The 14,500-nt window shown below is 67.1% G+C and carries 16 protein-coding genes; 6 read left to right on the top strand and 10 right to left on the bottom strand.

From position 1 onward, the window contains the following. Positions 1-1,164 carry an asparagine synthase C-terminal domain-containing protein gene (locus NO887_RS00365; RefSeq protein ID WP_256416503.1) on the top strand — a complete coding sequence of 388 codons (1,164 nt, stop codon included), beginning with the start codon at positions 1-3 and terminating at the stop codon, positions 1,162-1,164. 290 nt (positions 1,165-1,454) lie between these two features. On the opposite strand, the gene NO887_RS00360 is transcribed toward NO887_RS00365, so the two are convergent. Then, positions 1,455-2,114 (bottom strand): uracil-DNA glycosylase family protein, encoded by a 660-nt coding sequence (locus NO887_RS00360; RefSeq protein ID WP_256416501.1) that lies wholly within the window; start codon positions 2,112-2,114, stop codon positions 1,455-1,457. A gap of 341 nt (positions 2,115-2,455) precedes the next feature. Here NO887_RS00360 and NO887_RS00355 point away from each other — a divergent pair, with 341 nt between their 5' ends. Then, a complete protein-coding gene (locus tag NO887_RS00355; RefSeq protein WP_256416499.1) occupies positions 2,456-2,629 on the top strand; it encodes a hypothetical protein in 174 nt (57 codons plus the stop codon). 45 nt (positions 2,630-2,674) lie between these two features. Here NO887_RS00355 and NO887_RS00350 read toward each other — a convergent pair whose 3' ends face one another. Further along, the gene (locus tag NO887_RS00350) at positions 2,675-3,313 is read right to left on the bottom strand and encodes an IS6 family transposase (RefSeq protein ID WP_256416498.1); all 639 of its coding nucleotides are present in this window, start codon (positions 3,311-3,313) and stop codon (positions 2,675-2,677) included. Positions 3,314-3,521: 208 nt separating this feature from the next. On the opposite strand from NO887_RS00350, the gene psmB reads away from it, so the two are divergent. Beyond that, positions 3,522-4,253, top strand: a complete 732-nt coding sequence (gene psmB, locus NO887_RS00345) for an archaeal proteasome endopeptidase complex subunit beta (RefSeq protein WP_256416496.1) — start codon at positions 3,522-3,524, stop codon at positions 4,251-4,253. Between the two features lie 77 nt (positions 4,254-4,330). Here psmB and NO887_RS00340 read toward each other — a convergent pair whose 3' ends face one another. Then, positions 4,331-5,083, bottom strand: coding sequence for a protein sorting system archaetidylserine synthase (locus NO887_RS00340; RefSeq protein ID WP_256416495.1), 753 nt, complete (start codon positions 5,081-5,083; stop codon positions 4,331-4,333). Between the two features lie 122 nt (positions 5,084-5,205). On the opposite strand from NO887_RS00340, the gene NO887_RS00335 reads away from it, so the two are divergent. Beyond that, positions 5,206-6,354: an SPFH domain-containing protein gene (locus NO887_RS00335; RefSeq protein WP_256416494.1), complete on the top strand. Its 1,149-nt coding sequence runs from the start codon at positions 5,206-5,208 to the stop codon at positions 6,352-6,354. A gap of 79 nt (positions 6,355-6,433) precedes the next feature. Then, on the top strand, positions 6,434-7,051 hold the full coding sequence (locus NO887_RS00330) for a winged helix-turn-helix transcriptional regulator (protein WP_256416491.1): 618 nt from the start codon (positions 6,434-6,436) through the stop codon (positions 7,049-7,051). Here the strand turns inward: NO887_RS00330 and NO887_RS00325 are convergent, their stop codons facing one another. Next, on the bottom strand, positions 7,052-7,306 hold the full coding sequence (locus NO887_RS00325; protein WP_256416490.1) for a DUF7123 family protein: 255 nt from the start codon (positions 7,304-7,306) through the stop codon (positions 7,052-7,054). Between the two features lie 241 nt (positions 7,307-7,547). Next, positions 7,548-8,351: a cobalamin-binding protein gene (locus NO887_RS00320; RefSeq protein ID WP_256416489.1), complete on the bottom strand. Its 804-nt coding sequence runs from the start codon at positions 8,349-8,351 to the stop codon at positions 7,548-7,550. Positions 8,352-8,564: 213 nt separating this feature from the next. Here NO887_RS00320 and NO887_RS00315 point away from each other — a divergent pair, with 213 nt between their 5' ends. Then, a complete protein-coding gene (locus tag NO887_RS00315; RefSeq protein WP_256416487.1) occupies positions 8,565-9,539 on the top strand; it encodes a transcription initiation factor IIB in 975 nt (324 codons plus the stop codon). A 38-nt stretch (positions 9,540-9,577) separates the two neighbouring features. Here NO887_RS00315 and NO887_RS00310 read toward each other — a convergent pair whose 3' ends face one another. The 5 genes from NO887_RS00310 to gatC all read right to left on the bottom strand — a co-directional run bounded on the left by NO887_RS00310 (position 9,578) and on the right by gatC (position 14,376). After that, on the bottom strand, positions 9,578-10,264 hold the full coding sequence (locus tag NO887_RS00310; protein WP_256416486.1) for a DUF7095 family protein: 687 nt from the start codon (positions 10,262-10,264) through the stop codon (positions 9,578-9,580). Between the two features lie 77 nt (positions 10,265-10,341). Continuing rightward, positions 10,342-12,144, bottom strand: a complete 1,803-nt coding sequence (gene polX / locus NO887_RS00305; RefSeq protein ID WP_256416484.1) for a DNA polymerase/3'-5' exonuclease PolX — start codon at positions 12,142-12,144, stop codon at positions 10,342-10,344. An 89-nt stretch (positions 12,145-12,233) separates the two neighbouring features. Further along, positions 12,234-12,740 (bottom strand): DUF5797 family protein, encoded by a 507-nt coding sequence (locus NO887_RS00300; protein ID WP_256416482.1) that lies wholly within the window; start codon positions 12,738-12,740, stop codon positions 12,234-12,236. Further along, complete coding sequence (gene gatA, locus NO887_RS00295) at positions 12,737-14,038, bottom strand: Asp-tRNA(Asn)/Glu-tRNA(Gln) amidotransferase subunit GatA (protein WP_256416480.1); 1,302 nt, start codon at positions 14,036-14,038, stop codon at positions 12,737-12,739. Before gatA ends, NO887_RS00300 begins: the two co-directional genes overlap by 4 nt. Then, complete coding sequence (gatC, locus tag NO887_RS00290; RefSeq protein WP_256416479.1) at positions 14,038-14,376, bottom strand: Asp-tRNA(Asn)/Glu-tRNA(Gln) amidotransferase subunit GatC; 339 nt, start codon at positions 14,374-14,376, stop codon at positions 14,038-14,040. The genes gatA and gatC overlap by 1 nt, the downstream gene beginning before the upstream one ends. Between the last annotated feature and the right edge of the window lie 124 nt (positions 14,377-14,500).

Genomic DNA, 14,500 nt, shown 5'->3' with positions numbered 1-14,500 from the left:
ATGACGCGACCCTCCTCCCGCGTGCTCCGCGGCGCGCCTGTCGACCGCGTTCGAGAGGCGCTCCGAACCCGCGACCCGCTTCCCAGCGGGCGCGGCTTCGCGGGGCGCATCGCCGACCCGCCCGGTCGGTCCGGCCCGGTTCTCGTCCGCGACGTGCTCGGGCGAGAGCCGCTGTTCGTCGAACGCGAACCGCTGGCCCTCGACGCCGTCGACCCGACCGCACCGGACAACTGGAGCTTCGACCGCGGTGATCTCGCCGATCCGGTGTCCGTCCCCGCCGGCAGCGTCGTGTCTCGCGCGGGCGTCGAACGCGTCTGGACGCTCCCCGACGACGGACCCGCCGAACCCGATCACGGACAGGCGGCCGTTGACGCCGCGCTCGACGCCTCCCTCAATGAACTCACTACTGGCGGCGACCTCGCCGTGGCGTTCTCCGGCGGCGTCGACTCCGGCGTCGTCGCCGCCGCGGTGCCGGACGTCCCGCGGTACGTCGCCGGCTTCGAGGGATGCCATGATGTCGCGGCCGCGCGCGAGGCGGCCGCGGCGACGGACCGAGCGGTCGATCTCCGCGTCGTCGAGATCACGCACGAGGAGTTGCTTCGGGCCGTCCGCGCGGTCGCCGGCGCGACGGGACGGCGGAATCCGATGGATGTCGCCATCGCGGTCCCGCTGTACCTCGTCGCCGAGGCGGCCGCCGCGGACGGGTTCGATCGGCTCGCGGTCGGACAGGGCGCGGACGAGCTGTTCGGCGGCTACAGCAAGGTGGAAGCGCCCGCACGCGACGGCCGAGTCGACGCGGACACCGTCAGAGGAGCGCGGACCGAGACCGTGCGAACGCTCCCGGCGCAGCTCGAACGGGACGTGCTCGCGGTCCGGGCGGCCGGGGCCGAGCCGGTCGCGCCGCTGCTCGACGACCGGATCGTGGCGGCCGCGCTGGCGCTTCCGGGCGACCACCTCGCGGCCGACGACGAGCGGAAGATCGCGCTCCGCCGAGCCGCGGCGGGTCGCGTCCCGGAATCGGTTCGCGTCGCGGACAAAAAGGCGGTCCAGTACGGGACGTACGTCTCGCGCGAGCTCGACCGGCTCGCGCGGCAAGCGGGCTTCAAGCGACGGATGGACGATCACGTTGGACAGTACCTCGACGATCTGCTGGTCGACGAGTGACACTTTCGGCGCAAAAACGGCCCGTGAGGGCCGGTGCTGACCAAGCCACCGTATGGAGTACCAGTCCTACGGCTGACGCCCGATCGATCGGGCGTCTAGTGTGAGATGGCAGTGGTCGTTATAAAATACGGGTAGTAGTGACAAATATAGCTACCCTGCGGGCAGAAATGCTGACGATCGACCTGTCCTTCGACTGGATATTGTCGAACGATCCGATCTACGGCTCACAGAACCATCGGAACTTCACGTGCATCAGGCGCGGGGGAGACCAGCGTGGGGGACGTGGCAACTCACCTGACGAGATAGGGATCGCTGCCGGCGATGAAGCGGCCGAGGTCGCTCTCTCGTCGGAAGTCGGTCGATCGGAGTTCTTCGAGGGAGGCGACGAGACGCTCCGCGTCGCCGTCGACCCACTCGGCGGGGGTCTTGATCGGGACGACGAGCCAGCCGGACCCGAGTATCTCTTCGCCGTGAAGCGCCGTCATGTCGCTGTCGGTTTTCCACGCTCGGGCGGTGTACTGTCGAAGGACGTGATCGGTCGCGCGCTCGCCGACCGGGAGCAGTACGTGGGCCGCGATCGCCCGGAGCTCCGCGTCGAAGAACCGCTCCATGTCGGCGTAGTCATCCGCGCTCGGCGTCCCCGTCGTCACACACATGTGGAGGTACGAGAAGAACGTGCGCTCGGTCCGAATCGGCGTCGGTTCGGCGGCCTCGGGAGTCTCGTCTGCGTCGAACCCCGCGATCAGGCCGGCGTCGGTCAGCGCCGCGAGAAACGCTGGCGACCACGGTTCGCCGGTGAACGGGACGCCGGCCTCGACGCCGCCGTGGACGCCGGGATGATCGCCGACGACGTGGAAGTCAGCGTTGGCGTCGCCGTAGCCGGAGACGTACGACTCACAGTCGGGGCGCATCCCGAACGGGTTGCGGATCCGGTCCGTAACGTTCTGCACGCAAACCGATAGGTGCGCGCTTGAATATATCCCGTTCGGTCCGCTCTCGTCCGATCCGATCTTGTCTGGGCTGCGCTCGCCGTGCCCGTCGGATCTCCCGTCGTGTCCGTTCCGGTTCGACACACCGCCGAAGCGAGGCGCACGAGTCGGACGTAATTCACATAACTTATGGAAACGAGCGGGGTTCACACCACCTGTGATATGCGGATCGCTGGCGACCGATCGATATTTTTCAGGATCGTTCCGTAACGATCCAAAATCGCATGACCACACCGAGGTGGGCGCGACACGCGGCACGGAAAGTATTTATATACCCCGCTGCTCCGGTCGGGTGAAGACCAATGTTCGACCGCATCCGTTCGTCGGCCCTCTTCGGGCTGCACCAGGCGACTGTCGCTATCGGTATCTCGCTGTTCCCAGTGGCTGTCTTCACTCGCACGCGACTCGGCATCAACGTGCCAGTTGGCCGGCTCGTCGAGACCACCGCAACCGCGTACGAAAACGCCGACGAGTGAGCCCGCCGATCCAGTCCCCATCGCGCTGACCCCACCGGGGTCGCGTTAAGTTTGGCGTGAATTGTGGTAGACGGCGACGGCTTCGAGCCAGTTTTGAGCTGTCTCTAGCGCGACATTGCTGAAACTATTCGCAAACGATGATGTTCGTCGTTCTATTTCCCAAAAGACACGTTCGATGGCATTCCGATTTCCATGGCGAATCACCCGAAATCGATAGCCATCTTCAGCAAGAACTGGGCCGAGATAATCGGCGTCATCGACGAGAAATTCGACACCATCGAGCTGATAACGCTGGTGAAGCTCGGTGAGAAACCATCGCGTCGTCTGTTTATTTGCGGTCGGATAGAGGCTCACGTGAAGGATTTCGTTTGTGTACGGATCAACCGCGCCGTACAGCCAGAACTTCTGGCCGTGGAGGCGGATCATCTTTTCGTCAACCGCAAGTTGATCCTCAGAGACGGTCGAGATCGGCTGTAGATCGGCTTTATGAACCCAGTTATGGACAGCGACATGACTCCGATCGATCCCAAAGCTTTCGAGAAATTTACTTACCTCACGTAGTGACATACCGACCAAGTGACAGCGAATCCCTACTTCAATCGCCCATCGCGGCGTTCGATCTCGCTCCACAAACGACAAGTCGATCCACGCGATACGTTCGCTGAGGCGTTCGATTTCGGCCATAGACACTCTGAAGTCGAGCGCCTCATTCTCTAACTTAACGCGACCCCCACCGGAGCACGGCGTTTTTTGTCATAGATCGATATGTCACCGTCGCGTCCGCATCTCAGTTATAAAATGTCCCTCATTTTTGGACGCATAACCCCGTCGGAACCGGCGGTCGGTCCCCGAAGGGCTGCCTTTATCAGCGCGCCGGACCAACAGACGCGTAATGCGACCACCGACTGGCGATCTCTCCAGTAGCCCGGTCGACGAGTTGGGCCGCGATCAGCCCGTCTTCGGACCGGAGATTGGCGAGTTCGAACACAGCGAACGCCGCGCGGCACAAGCCGACGGCGAGGGCGAAATGAAGACCGGCACGACCACGGTCGGCATCCGTACCGCCGACGGCGTCGTGATGGCGACCGACATGCGCGCTTCCATGGGCGGCATGGTCTCTTCGAAGGACGTGCAGAAGGTCGAGGAGGTCCACCCTCACGGCGCGCTCACCATCGCCGGCTCCGTCTCTGCCGCACAGAACCTCATCTCGACGCTCAAAGCCGAAACGAGCCTCTACGAGACCCGTCGTGGAGATGATATGTCGATGGAAGCGCTCTCTACACTCACCGGAAACCTCCTCCGGACGGGCGCGTTCTTCATCGTCCAGCCGATCCTCGGCGGCGTCGACGACGACGGCGCACACATCTACTCCATCGACGCCCTCGGCGGCACGACAGAAGAGGAGTACACCGTCACGGGATCCGGCTCGCAGTACGCCCTCGGTGTCTTAGAACAGGAACACCACGACGAACTCACCATCGACGAGGCGAAGGGTGTCGCCGCCAAGGCGATCCAGTCCGCCGTCGAGCGCGACCTCGCGTCCGGTAACGGGATCAACGTCGCCGTCGTCACCGATGAGGGCGTCGACATCACTCGCTACAAGGACTTCGACGAGCTGCTGTAGGCGCGTCGCTGTCGACCCCGCTCCGTCGAATTCCTCCTCCCCGGCGTTTTGCCCCACCGCGTTTCCCCAGCACTCGGTCACGCCTGCCGCTCTGTCGTCTCCTCGGGCGGTGACCGGATCCCGTCACCCCAGTAGAACCGCGGACCAAGGAGCAGATAGCCGCACGAGAGGAAAAGCAGCGCGAACGCGAACCCCTCGCCGATCCACGGCGGGAGCCGCGTCGTCGCCATGTGCGCCGCCGGGGTGAGTATCACGGCGACCTGCACGACGCCCATGACGAGCGCGTCCTGCGCGTGCAGGTCGGGGTAGGTGATCGTCGACCCCATGAGCACGGCGAACACGGCGGTGGCCGCGACGAGCAGCCCCGGCGCGGTGTACCCGGCGATGACTCCCGCGGCCAGCACCGTCGCGGCGAGCGTGGTCGGGACGCCGACCGTCTCGCGGCTGCCGCTGTCGTAGGCAGTGTACATCCCGAGCCGGGCGACAGCGGCCGCGACGAAAAGCGCCGTCGCCGCCACGCCGACACCGACGAACAGGGGATCGGCCGCGACCGACCGCGCGTCGAGGACGAGAAACGCGACCAGCCCGGCGGGGGCGACGCCGAAGGACGCCACGTCAGCCAGCGAGTCGAGGTACGGCCCGGCGTCCGTCGAGCCGCGGTGGCGGGCGACCACGCCGTCGAGCCCGTCGGCGACCGCGGCGAGGAGGATCAGCCGGGCCGCGAGCGCGGCGTCGACGGTCGCGGCTACGACGGCGAGAAACCCCATCGCCGCGTTCGCTACCGTCACCGCGTCCGCGAGCCCCAGCCGCTCGACGAACCGCAGGTACATACCGGATCGGTCGACGAGCCGGGGTTTAGGGTTTATTATCGCGCTCGAAGACGGCGACGGGTCCACCCGGCGTCGACACGCCGCGGCCGAAGTATTAAGCGTCCGATGGCCTAACCTTCGGTATGGGCCCGATTACCCTCCAATCCGGTCTCGGCTTCGGACTGGTGAGCGTCGGTCTGCTCTTCTTGTTGCTGGCGATCATCACGCTGTGGCAGTCGTTCGAGATCGTCGACGCCTACGAGAAGAAGACGCTCACCGTGTTCGGCGAGTACCGGAAGCTGCTCGAACCGGGCATCAATCTCATCCCGCCGTTCGTCTCCCGCACGTACCCGTTCGACATGCGGACGCAGACGCTCGACGTTCCCCGCCAAGAGGCGATCACGCGAGACAACTCGCCGGTGACGGCGGACGCGGTCGTCTACATCAAGGTGATGGACGCGAAGAAGGCGTTCCTCGAAGTCGACGACTACAAGAAGGCCGTCTCGAACCTCGCGCAGACCACCCTCCGCGCCGTCCTCGGCGACATGGAACTCGACGACACGCTGAACAAGCGCCAAGAGATCAACGCGAAGATCCGCAAGGAGTTGGACGAGCCGACGGACGAGTGGGGCATTCGCGTCGAGAGCGTCGAAGTCCGCGAAGTGAACCCCTCGAAAGACGTCCAGCAGGCGATGGAACAGCAGACCTCGGCGGAGCGCCGTCGCCGGGCGATGATTCTGGAGGCGCAGGGCGAGCGCCGCTCGGCGGTCGAGCAGGCGGAGGGTGACAAGCAGTCGAACATCATCCGTGCGCAGGGCGAAAAGCAGTCGCAGATCCTCGAAGCGCAGGGTGACGCCATCTCGACCGTGCTCCGCGCCCGCTCCGCCGAGTCGATGGGCGAACGCGCGATCATCGAGCGCGGCATGGAGACCCTCGAAGAGATCGGCAAGGGCGAGTCCACGACGTTCGTCCTCCCACAGGAGCTCACCAGCCTCGTCGGCCGGTACGGCAAGGCGCTGTCCGGCTCCGACGTGCAGGAAATGGAGGGACTCGACGGCAAGGAGTTCGACGAGGAGACTCGCACCATGCTGGGACTCGACGATATCGACGAGATTCTCGGGCAGATAGAAGAATCCGCGGAGATGAACGTCGAGGAGTTGGAGAAAGAGGCGGAGGCGGTGAAAGCCGGCGACGCCGGCGCGAACATCAGGTCGGCCGACGAGGTCATCCAAGAGATGGACGAGGAGGGCTCGGACGCAGAGGTCGAACGCGAGCCCGACTCCGACACCTGACGAGGTCGCGCTCTCTGCCGTTTCGTGCCCGTTCTCCCCGAACGAAGTGCTTTTGCGCCGTCGACGAGTACCTCGCGCCGTGACGGACGACTTCGACGGACGGAAGCGGGAGACGCTCCGGCGGTTCGCTGCCATCGGAGCGGCCGCCCCGTTCGTCGGGACCGCGAGCGCGGACACCGGAGACGGCGAGGGCGACACGAACGAGACCCGCGAGGCGATCCGCGGGTACGTCCCGACGACACCCGGCGCACACTTCTCCAAGCTCCGCGACGACCTCCGACTCGGCACCGGCGAGGCGCAGTACCACCTCCGGAAGCTGGAGGAGGCCGGCGAGATCGAGTCGATGAAAGACGCCGACTACCGGCGGTACTTCCCGGCTGACAGGTTCGACGAGCTCGACAAGCGCGCACTCGGGTATCTCCGGCGTGACACGCCTCGCGGGATGGTCCTCGCGCTGTTGCGCGACCCGGATGCGACCGGTGCGAGGCTGGCGGCGGCCCTCGACGTGTCGCGGCCGACGGTGAGCGCGACCGCGGCCGCGCTCGAAGACGCCGATCTCCTCGATCGGACCGACGGCTACACGCTGACCGAACCGGAGCGGCTGCTCACGCTCGTGATCCGGTACGCGGATTCCTTCGACGCGGACGCGGTCGCGTTCGCCGACGACGCCGCCGACATCGTGACGTACGATCCGTAGTCAGTTCGTGACCATCCACGTCGTCCCCGAGGAGTAGCCCCACTTTTCAACGTCGATGTCGCCGGCGGCGTCCGCGACGGGCCCCATGTTCGCGCCGACCTCCTTCGCCGAGAGGCCGAGGTCGTCGGCGATCAGCCGCGACTTGAAATACGTCCGGTCGTCGGCGTTCTCGCGGAGGTACCGCAAGATCCGTGCCTGCTTCGCGGAGAGGCCGGTCGACTCGACGAGGGCCGCGTTCGAGTGTGCCGTGCTCATACCTGCCTCTGGTCGTCTCACCACATAAGGCGGTTGGTAGAGCGGATTAACATGCCGCAGTCGTGCGTTTTTGTCCATATACTGTAAGTGACGCGACGGCATAGCGGCGCGTTTCGGTACGATCTCTGAACCCCGCGGTCGACACGCTCGCTCGCCAGCACACTGGCAGTCTCGCCCCGTCGAGCGCCGTTCGACGCCGCGCCGGTTCGGTTTCCGCCACCCGCGCCGACTCGGACCCCGTTCAGGTGTCATCCGCCGCGTTCGCCGGAGACGACCGAACCGCATCGGGATGAAACACCTGTGCCAGTCGCTCGATCCCGTCGATCAGTGCCGGACTCGGCTGGTTCAAAAGCGAGTCGTCGATCACGTGCGTCGGCGCGTCAACGCCCCAGTCACGGTCGTCGACGGTCGCTGGGTCGACCCGGTCGCCGCGTCCGCAGACGTGGAGGACGACGTGATCCGGATCGGCCGCGGCGACGGCGTCGAGGTCGACCTCGCGCGAGCGCTCACCGGAGTCGACGAAGGGGTATCGTCCCCCGGCGGCGCGGACGGCCTCGGGGACCCAGTTACCGGCGGCCATCGGCGGATCCGACCACTCCTCGCAGTAGACGGTGGGTCTGGGTCGGTCGGCGACCGCGGCCGCGACGCGATCGAGCCGGTCGCGGGCCGCGGTCGCGAGCCGCTCGCCGGCGTCGGGTCTCCCCACGTCGTCGCCGCGGGCCGCGAACGTCGCCACGACCGCGTCGAGGTCGATCGGCTCGCGGTGGCTGACCGGGAGTCCGCGGTCGCGACACCGCCCGGCGAGGTCGGCCTGCAGTCCGTCGCTCGTGAGGACCACGTCGGGATCGAGGTCGGCGACGCGGTCGAGGTCGGGGTTCAGCCATCCGCCAACCGTCTCGGGTAGCTCATTTCTGCCGTGCGCCCCGCCAGCGCCGGCGGGCGGATCGCCGTGGTGTGTGACACCGACGAGCAGGTCGGCCGCGTCGAGGGCCGCGACGGTCGCCGTGGCGCTCGGCGCGAGCGAGACGACGCGGGGTTCGGACATGGTCGGGAATCGGCGCGCGAACGGTGCAAGCGTTTCGGTCGGTGAGCGAACGATCCGGATGGCCTCACCGTACGATCGCCGAAAACACGTGATAGATCGTGTGCTTTCGTCGGGTTTTCACCGACACGTTCCGGTCGTTTTAAGTTCGGTTCCGCCGTCTATCGGGCAAGATCGCTCTCGGGCCGTGTTCAGTTACCGAGAGGGGGTTTAGCCATGAGTGAACGATTACACACGCGGGGGAGTCGCTCCCGAACGGAGACGGACGAGACGGAATCGGAACAGACCGACGAGACGCTGAACTGTCCGGAGTGCGGCGGTAACGTCATCAACGACGAAGAGCACGGGGAGAGCGTCTGTGCGGACTGCGGGCTCGTCGTCGAGGCGGACTCGGTCGACCGCGGGCCGGAGTGGCGCGCGTTCGACTCCCGCGAGAAGGACGAGAAGAGCCGCGTCGGTGCCCCGACGACGAACACGATGCACGACAAGGGGCTCTCCACCAACATCGACTGGCGCGACAAGGACGCGTACGGGCGCTCGCTCGGCGCGCGCCAGCGCCAGAAGATGCAGCGGCTCCGCAAGTGGAACGAACGCTTCCGCACCCGCGACTCGAAGGAGCGCAACCTCAAGCAGGCGCTCGGCGAGATCGACCGCATGGCGAGCGCGCAGGGGCTCCCCGACAACGTCCGTGAGACCGCCTCGGTCATCTACCGCCGCGCGCTCGACGAGGACCTCCTGCCGGGCCGCTCGATCGAAGGCGTCTCCACCTCCTGCGTGTACGCCGCCGCGCGGATGGCCGGCGTCCCGCGCAGCCTCGACGAGATCGCCGACGTGTCGCGCGTCGAGAAGGCCGAGATCGCCCGCACGTACCGCTATGTCGTCCGCGAGCTCAAGCTCGAAGTGAAGCCTGCAGACCCCGAGCAGTACGTCCCCCGATTCGCCTCCGACCTCGAACTGAGCGAGGAGTCGGAGATGCGCGCGAAGAGCCTCCTTCGAAACGCCAAAGAGAAGGGCGTCCACTCCGGAAAATCGCCCGTCGGTCTCGCCGCCGCCGCGGTTTACGCCGCCGCGCTCCTCACCAACGAGAAGACGACGCAGGCGGCCGTCTCAGACGTCGCCGACATCAGCGAAGTCACGATCCGGAACCGCTACCACGAGCTGTTAGAGGCCGAGGACGGCCTCGTCGCCTGATCGGGCCGGCAGTCGAGAGTAACCTTTCTAGCGGCTCGTCACACCATATCGCCGCGCACCGACGCGCCCTCCTGTTCGGCCCGTCTCGCGGCGAGCGTCTCTGCGGCCGCGGTCGCGACAGATTCGTCCGCGCCGAGCATCTCGAGCGCGTCGGAAAGCGTCGGCATCGCGAACGATGCCGCCCGCAGCCGGTCGAACGCCTCCGCGTCGCGGGTCCCGTCCACCCACAGGCAGACGCCGCGGGGGTCGAGCACCTCCTCGTAGGCGTCGCGGGCGAGCGCGCCCTTCAGTCGCTGGCGCACGTTGTCCTCGAAGCTCGCGTTGCACACTTCGAGGTGGATGGGCTCGTCGTCGGGCTTCGTCCGACTGCTAGAGGGACCTCGTCCCCCGCTGTTGTCGACGAGCTCGGCTGCGAGACACTTCTCCGGGGCCGCGTAGCCGTTGTCGCTCACGCGCACGCGGTCGGGGTGTCGCTCGGCCCACTCGGCGCTGACCGAGGTTCCGACTCCCTTGACGCCGTACTCAGTCTCGAAGTCGGCGGCCGCGTCGGCGTCGCCGCCCATGATCACGTCCTTCGTGAGGTAGACGTCGAGCCGCTCGATCGGGTCTAACCCGAGCGCAACGTCCCCAAACGCCCAAATCTCGCGGACGGGTACGGGCATCGGCTCGCGCTCGACGCGCTCGACGAGCGTCTCCAGTCGGTCGACGGCCCGGTCTCTGTCCATCGACGGCACGTACGCGACGGTCGGGCAAACCGGTTACGAAGATTCGCGGACCACGATCCGCGTTTCACACGGGAAAATCAAAGGAGGAACGAGCGAAGGCCGTTGAGCGATCGGGCGTTGAGCACATCGGTGGTCTCCGTCCACCCGCGCCGCGCGGTGTGGACGCCGTATCGGGCGTTGTCCAGTTCGCTTGGCGAGTGCGCGTCCGTGTTCACGGCGATCGTCGCGCCAGCCTCGACGGCGGCCCGGACGAACTCGCCGTCGGCGTCGAGTCGGGCGGGATTCGCGTTGACCTCAATCGCGGTGCCGGCCCCGGCGGCCGCCTCGGCGACCGCCTCGATGTCCGGGTCGAGCCCCGGTCGCTCGTTGATGAGTCGGCCGGTGGGATGGCCGAGCACGTCGACGTGGGTGTGTTCGACCGCGCGGACCAGCCGCTCGGTGGCCGCGTCGGCGTCCTGTCCGAGCGCGGCGTGCGGCGAGGCGACGACCAGATCGAGGGCGGCGAGGATCTCGTCGTCGGTGGCGAGGTCGCCGTCGGCGTCGATGTTGGCCTCGATCCCGTGGAGGATCGCGATGTCGGCGTCGGGATCCTCAGTGATCGCCTCGCGCGCCTCCGTGACCGCCGCCGCCTGCGCTTCGATGTCGCTCTCATCGAGGCCGACGCCGCCGACCATCCCCGGCCCGGTCGCGTGGTCGGTGACGACGTGGTAGTCGTACCCGCGCTCGGCGGCGGCCTCGGCCATCTCCGCGATCGAGAAGCCGCCGTCTGACCAGTCGGTGTGGGTGTGAAGGTCGCCGCGGAGGTCGTCCGGCTCGACGAGGAGGGGGAGTCGCCCCTCGGCCGCCGCCGCGACCTCCCCGCGATCCTCGCGGAGTTCGGGCGGCATCGGGTCCAGATCGAGCGCCTCGTAGACGCCGTCCTCGGTCGCGCCCGCGACGCGCTCACCCACGCGAGTGGCGGTCGCTTCCTCGGAGTCGTCGCCCGACTCGGTCGACTCATCCGTGTCCTCAACGCCGCTCACGTCGAAGAGACCGTACTCGTTGAGCTTCAGTTCGCGATCGATTGCCCGATTTCGGAGCGCGACGTTGTGCGCGCGCGAGCCGGTGAAGTACTGCAGTGCTGCGCCGAACTCGTCGGGGTCGACAACTCGGAGGTCGACGCGCGTGCCGTCCGCGCGGACGCTCGCCTTCCCGGTGCCCGCCTCAATCGTCGAATCAGCGTCGGGCCACGCGGTGAACGCCTCGATGACCGGTTCGCGCGTGTCACTCGCGACCAGCAGATCGATGTCGCCGATCGTCGCTCGCCAGCGCCGGATCGACCCGCACACCTCGACCGCGGCGACCTCGTCGACCGCGTCGAGGTACGACAGCGCCGCATCAGCGACGGGACGACCGTCACCGAGGCGGGTGCGCTCGCGCGACTCGCGCGCGAACGGGATGTTGTCGAGGATGTTCTGTTCCGTCGTCTCGCCGAAGCCGGAGACCGTCCGGATCTCGCCCGCTTCCGCCGCCGCTTCGAGTTCATCAAGGTCCGTGATTTCGAGCGCCTCGTACAGCGACCCAACTGTCTTCGGACCGACGCCCTCGACCGCAGTCAGCGCCGCCATGTCGACCGGAAGCTCGGCGCGAAGCTCCTCTAACTCTTCTATCGATCCGGTCTCGAGGTACTCGACGATCTTCGCGGCGATGGCGTCGCCTACGCGATCGATTTCGCTGACTGCGTCCTCTCCGTCGGCCGCAAGAGCCTCGACCGCCGCAGGATGGTCGCGAACGTTCTCGGCGGCGCGGCGGTACGCGGTCGGCTTGTACTCCACGCCCGTCGCTTCGAGCAAGTCCGCGAACTCGTCGAGGCGGTCGGCGACCTCGTCGTTCCGGCTCATTGCCCATCAGTTCGGTCGGCCGATACTTATAGCGCTGCCTCTCCGGGCTCGTCGCCGCCGCGGCCACTGCGTCTTGTGTCGGTCAGATCTCACTCTGTGACTTCGACCGTGACCTCGTCGCGATCGACGGCGAGTTTGAACGTCGGGACTGTCCGATAGACGACCTCGACGATGTTTTTGCGTTCGAGGCTGCGGAGCGCACGCCGAACCGCGTCGACCTCGGGATCGGCGTCGAACGCGTTGCGGACGGCGTCGAGCACGGCGACAACCGACTGCGAGCGCTCGTTGGGACCGGCGACCACGTCGAACACCTGCGCCTCCAGCTTCGAGACCGTTATCCGGTCCGGCACGCCGCCCTTCGCGACCGCATCGGCCTCGATACCGGGCTCGACGTCGACGAGATCGTTCGCCTCGGCGGTCGACCGGATCAGGCTGTCGTCGTCGCGGTAGTAGTACTCCTTCAGGTGGTTTTCGAGGTACTGGTGGACCTCGCTGCCGCTTTCGAACCCCCACGCCTCCTGCAGCTCGCCGTTCTTCGTCGGCTGGAGCCGGACCACGTCGGCGAGTCGGCTCCGCTCTTCGTCGCTGAGGCTCATCGCTCCTCGACCGCGCTCGCTGCCCGGATAACCGTCTCTTCGCCGAACTTCGGCCCGACGAGCTGGAGGCCGACGGGAAGCCCGTCCGCCTCGCCCGCGGGCACGGAGACGGCGGGGAGGTTCGCGAGGTTGACGGGCGTCGTGTTCGCGTCCGCGAGGTACATCCGCAGCGGGTCGTCAAGGCTCTCGCCCAGCTCGAAGGGAAGCACCGGCATCGTCGGCGAGGCGATCACGTCGACATCGGCGAAGGCGTCCTCGAAGTCTTGACGGACCCACGCGCGGGCGTCTTGGGCCTTCTCGTAGTACTTGTCGTGATATCCCGCCGAGAGCGCGTACGTCCCGAGCAGGATCCGACGTTTGACCTCCGCGCCGAACGCCTCGCGGGTCTCGGCGAACGACTCGTTCCAGTTGCCATCACCGTCGCTCCGGTGCCCGTACCGTACTCCGTCGAAGCGCGCGAGGTTCGAGGAGGCTTCCGCCATCGCGATCACGTAGTACGCCTGCACCGCGTGCTCGACGGAGGGAAGCGAGATCTCCGTCGTCTCCGCGCCCCGTGCCTCTAGGTCGTCGATCGCGGCCTCAACCGTCTCGACGACGCGTTCGTCCGCTCCGTCGAACAGCTCAGTCGGGACGCCCACAGTGAGTCCGTCCACGTCGCCGTCGGCGGCGGCGGCGTAGCTCGAATCGGGGGCCGCGCCGTCGACCTCGCTCAGGTCCCGCGTCGTTCCGTCGTTTGGATCGTGTCCGGCGATGACGTCGAGCGCGGCGGCCGCCTCTTCGACGGTACTCGCGATCGGGCCGATCTGTTCGAGCGAGTTCGCGTACGCGACGAGCCCGTACCGCGAGACCAGCCCGTAGGTGGGCTTGATCCCGACGACGCCGCAGAAGGCTGCGGGACAGCGGACCGACCCGCCCGTGTCGGAGCCGAGCGCGATGTCCGCCTCGCCCGCCGCGACCGCGGCCGCAGATCCCCCGGACGAACCGCCCGGGACGCGCTCGGGGTCAGCGGGATTTCGCGTGGGACCGAACGCGGAGGTCTCCGTGGTCGTCCCCATCCCGAACTCGTCCATGTTCGTCTTGCCGACGACCGTTGCGCCGGCCGCGGTCAGCCGGTCGACGACCGTCGCGGAGTACGGCGGGACGTAATCTGCGAGCATTTCGGAGCCGCAGGTCGTCCGGATCCCCGCCGTGGAGATGTTGTCCTTGACGGCGACCGTCGCGTCCGCCAGCGCCCCCACGGCCTCCGAGTCGCCCTCGATCGTCTCCTCGGTGATGAACAGGTTGAGATCAGCCGACATTACGACACCTTCGGCCCCACGAAGAAGCCGTCTTCCGTCTCCTCGGCGTTCGACAGCACCTCCTCCTGCGTGAGTCCCTCCTCGATCTCGTCGGGTCGCATCACGTTGATCAGGTCCTCCTCGCGGTCGACTTCGGGGACCTCGTCGAGGGCGTCGAAGGAGTCGAGGATGTCGCCGAACTGGTCGACGAACGCCGCGACTTCCTCGTCGTCTAGGCGGACGCGGGCCAGCTCCGCGACGTGGCGGACCTCGTCGGCGTCGACGGCCGCGGCGGACACGGCGGAGCCGTCGGCTCCCTCCTCTTCCCCGCCGTCCGTCGACTCGGACGTATCGCTCATACGTGAGGGGTGTCCCGGACCGGGAGTAAGGGTTTCGGAACGCCACACGAGCGTCGACTCCGAGTACTGCCGACGCGAGGTCGACCGGTATCGGAGGGTACATTTCGCCGCGCCGGAAAGGCCG

The organism is Halorubrum laminariae (assembly GCF_024494655.1).
Taxonomy (GTDB): Archaea; Halobacteriota; Halobacteria; order Halobacteriales; family Haloferacaceae; genus Halorubrum; species Halorubrum laminariae.
Note: the sequence above shows the minus strand (reverse complement) of the source record. Positions and strands in the feature narration are given on the sequence as shown.

Coding starts and splice junctions, on each gene's coding strand:
- NO887_RS00340 (WP_256416495.1), bottom strand. CDS start 5,083: ATGTACCTGCGGTTCGTCGAGCGGCTGGGGCTCGCGGACGCGGTGACG.
- NO887_RS00325 (WP_256416490.1), bottom strand. CDS start 7,306: ATGAGCACGGCACACTCGAACGCGGCCCTCGTCGAGTCGACCGGCCTC.
- NO887_RS00355 (WP_256416499.1), top strand. CDS start 2,456: ATGTTCGACCGCATCCGTTCGTCGGCCCTCTTCGGGCTGCACCAGGCG.
- NO887_RS00315 (WP_256416487.1), top strand. CDS start 8,565: ATGAGTGAACGATTACACACGCGGGGGAGTCGCTCCCGAACGGAGACG.
- NO887_RS00365 (WP_256416503.1), top strand. CDS start 1: ATGACGCGACCCTCCTCCCGCGTGCTCCGCGGCGCGCCTGTCGACCGC.
- polX (WP_256416484.1), bottom strand. CDS start 12,144: ATGAGCCGGAACGACGAGGTCGCCGACCGCCTCGACGAGTTCGCGGAC.
- gatA (WP_256416480.1), bottom strand. CDS start 14,038: ATGTCGGCTGATCTCAACCTGTTCATCACCGAGGAGACGATCGAGGGC.
- NO887_RS00350 (WP_256416498.1), bottom strand. CDS start 3,313: ATGGCCGAAATCGAACGCCTCAGCGAACGTATCGCGTGGATCGACTTG.
- gatC (WP_256416479.1), bottom strand. CDS start 14,376: ATGAGCGATACGTCCGAGTCGACGGACGGCGGGGAAGAGGAGGGAGCC.
- NO887_RS00310 (WP_256416486.1), bottom strand. CDS start 10,264: ATGGACAGAGACCGGGCCGTCGACCGACTGGAGACGCTCGTCGAGCGC.
- NO887_RS00300 (WP_256416482.1), bottom strand. CDS start 12,740: ATGAGCCTCAGCGACGAAGAGCGGAGCCGACTCGCCGACGTGGTCCGG.
- NO887_RS00335 (WP_256416494.1), top strand. CDS start 5,206: ATGGGCCCGATTACCCTCCAATCCGGTCTCGGCTTCGGACTGGTGAGC.
- NO887_RS00320 (WP_256416489.1), bottom strand. CDS start 8,351: ATGTCCGAACCCCGCGTCGTCTCGCTCGCGCCGAGCGCCACGGCGACC.
- psmB (WP_256416496.1), top strand. CDS start 3,522: ATGCGACCACCGACTGGCGATCTCTCCAGTAGCCCGGTCGACGAGTTG.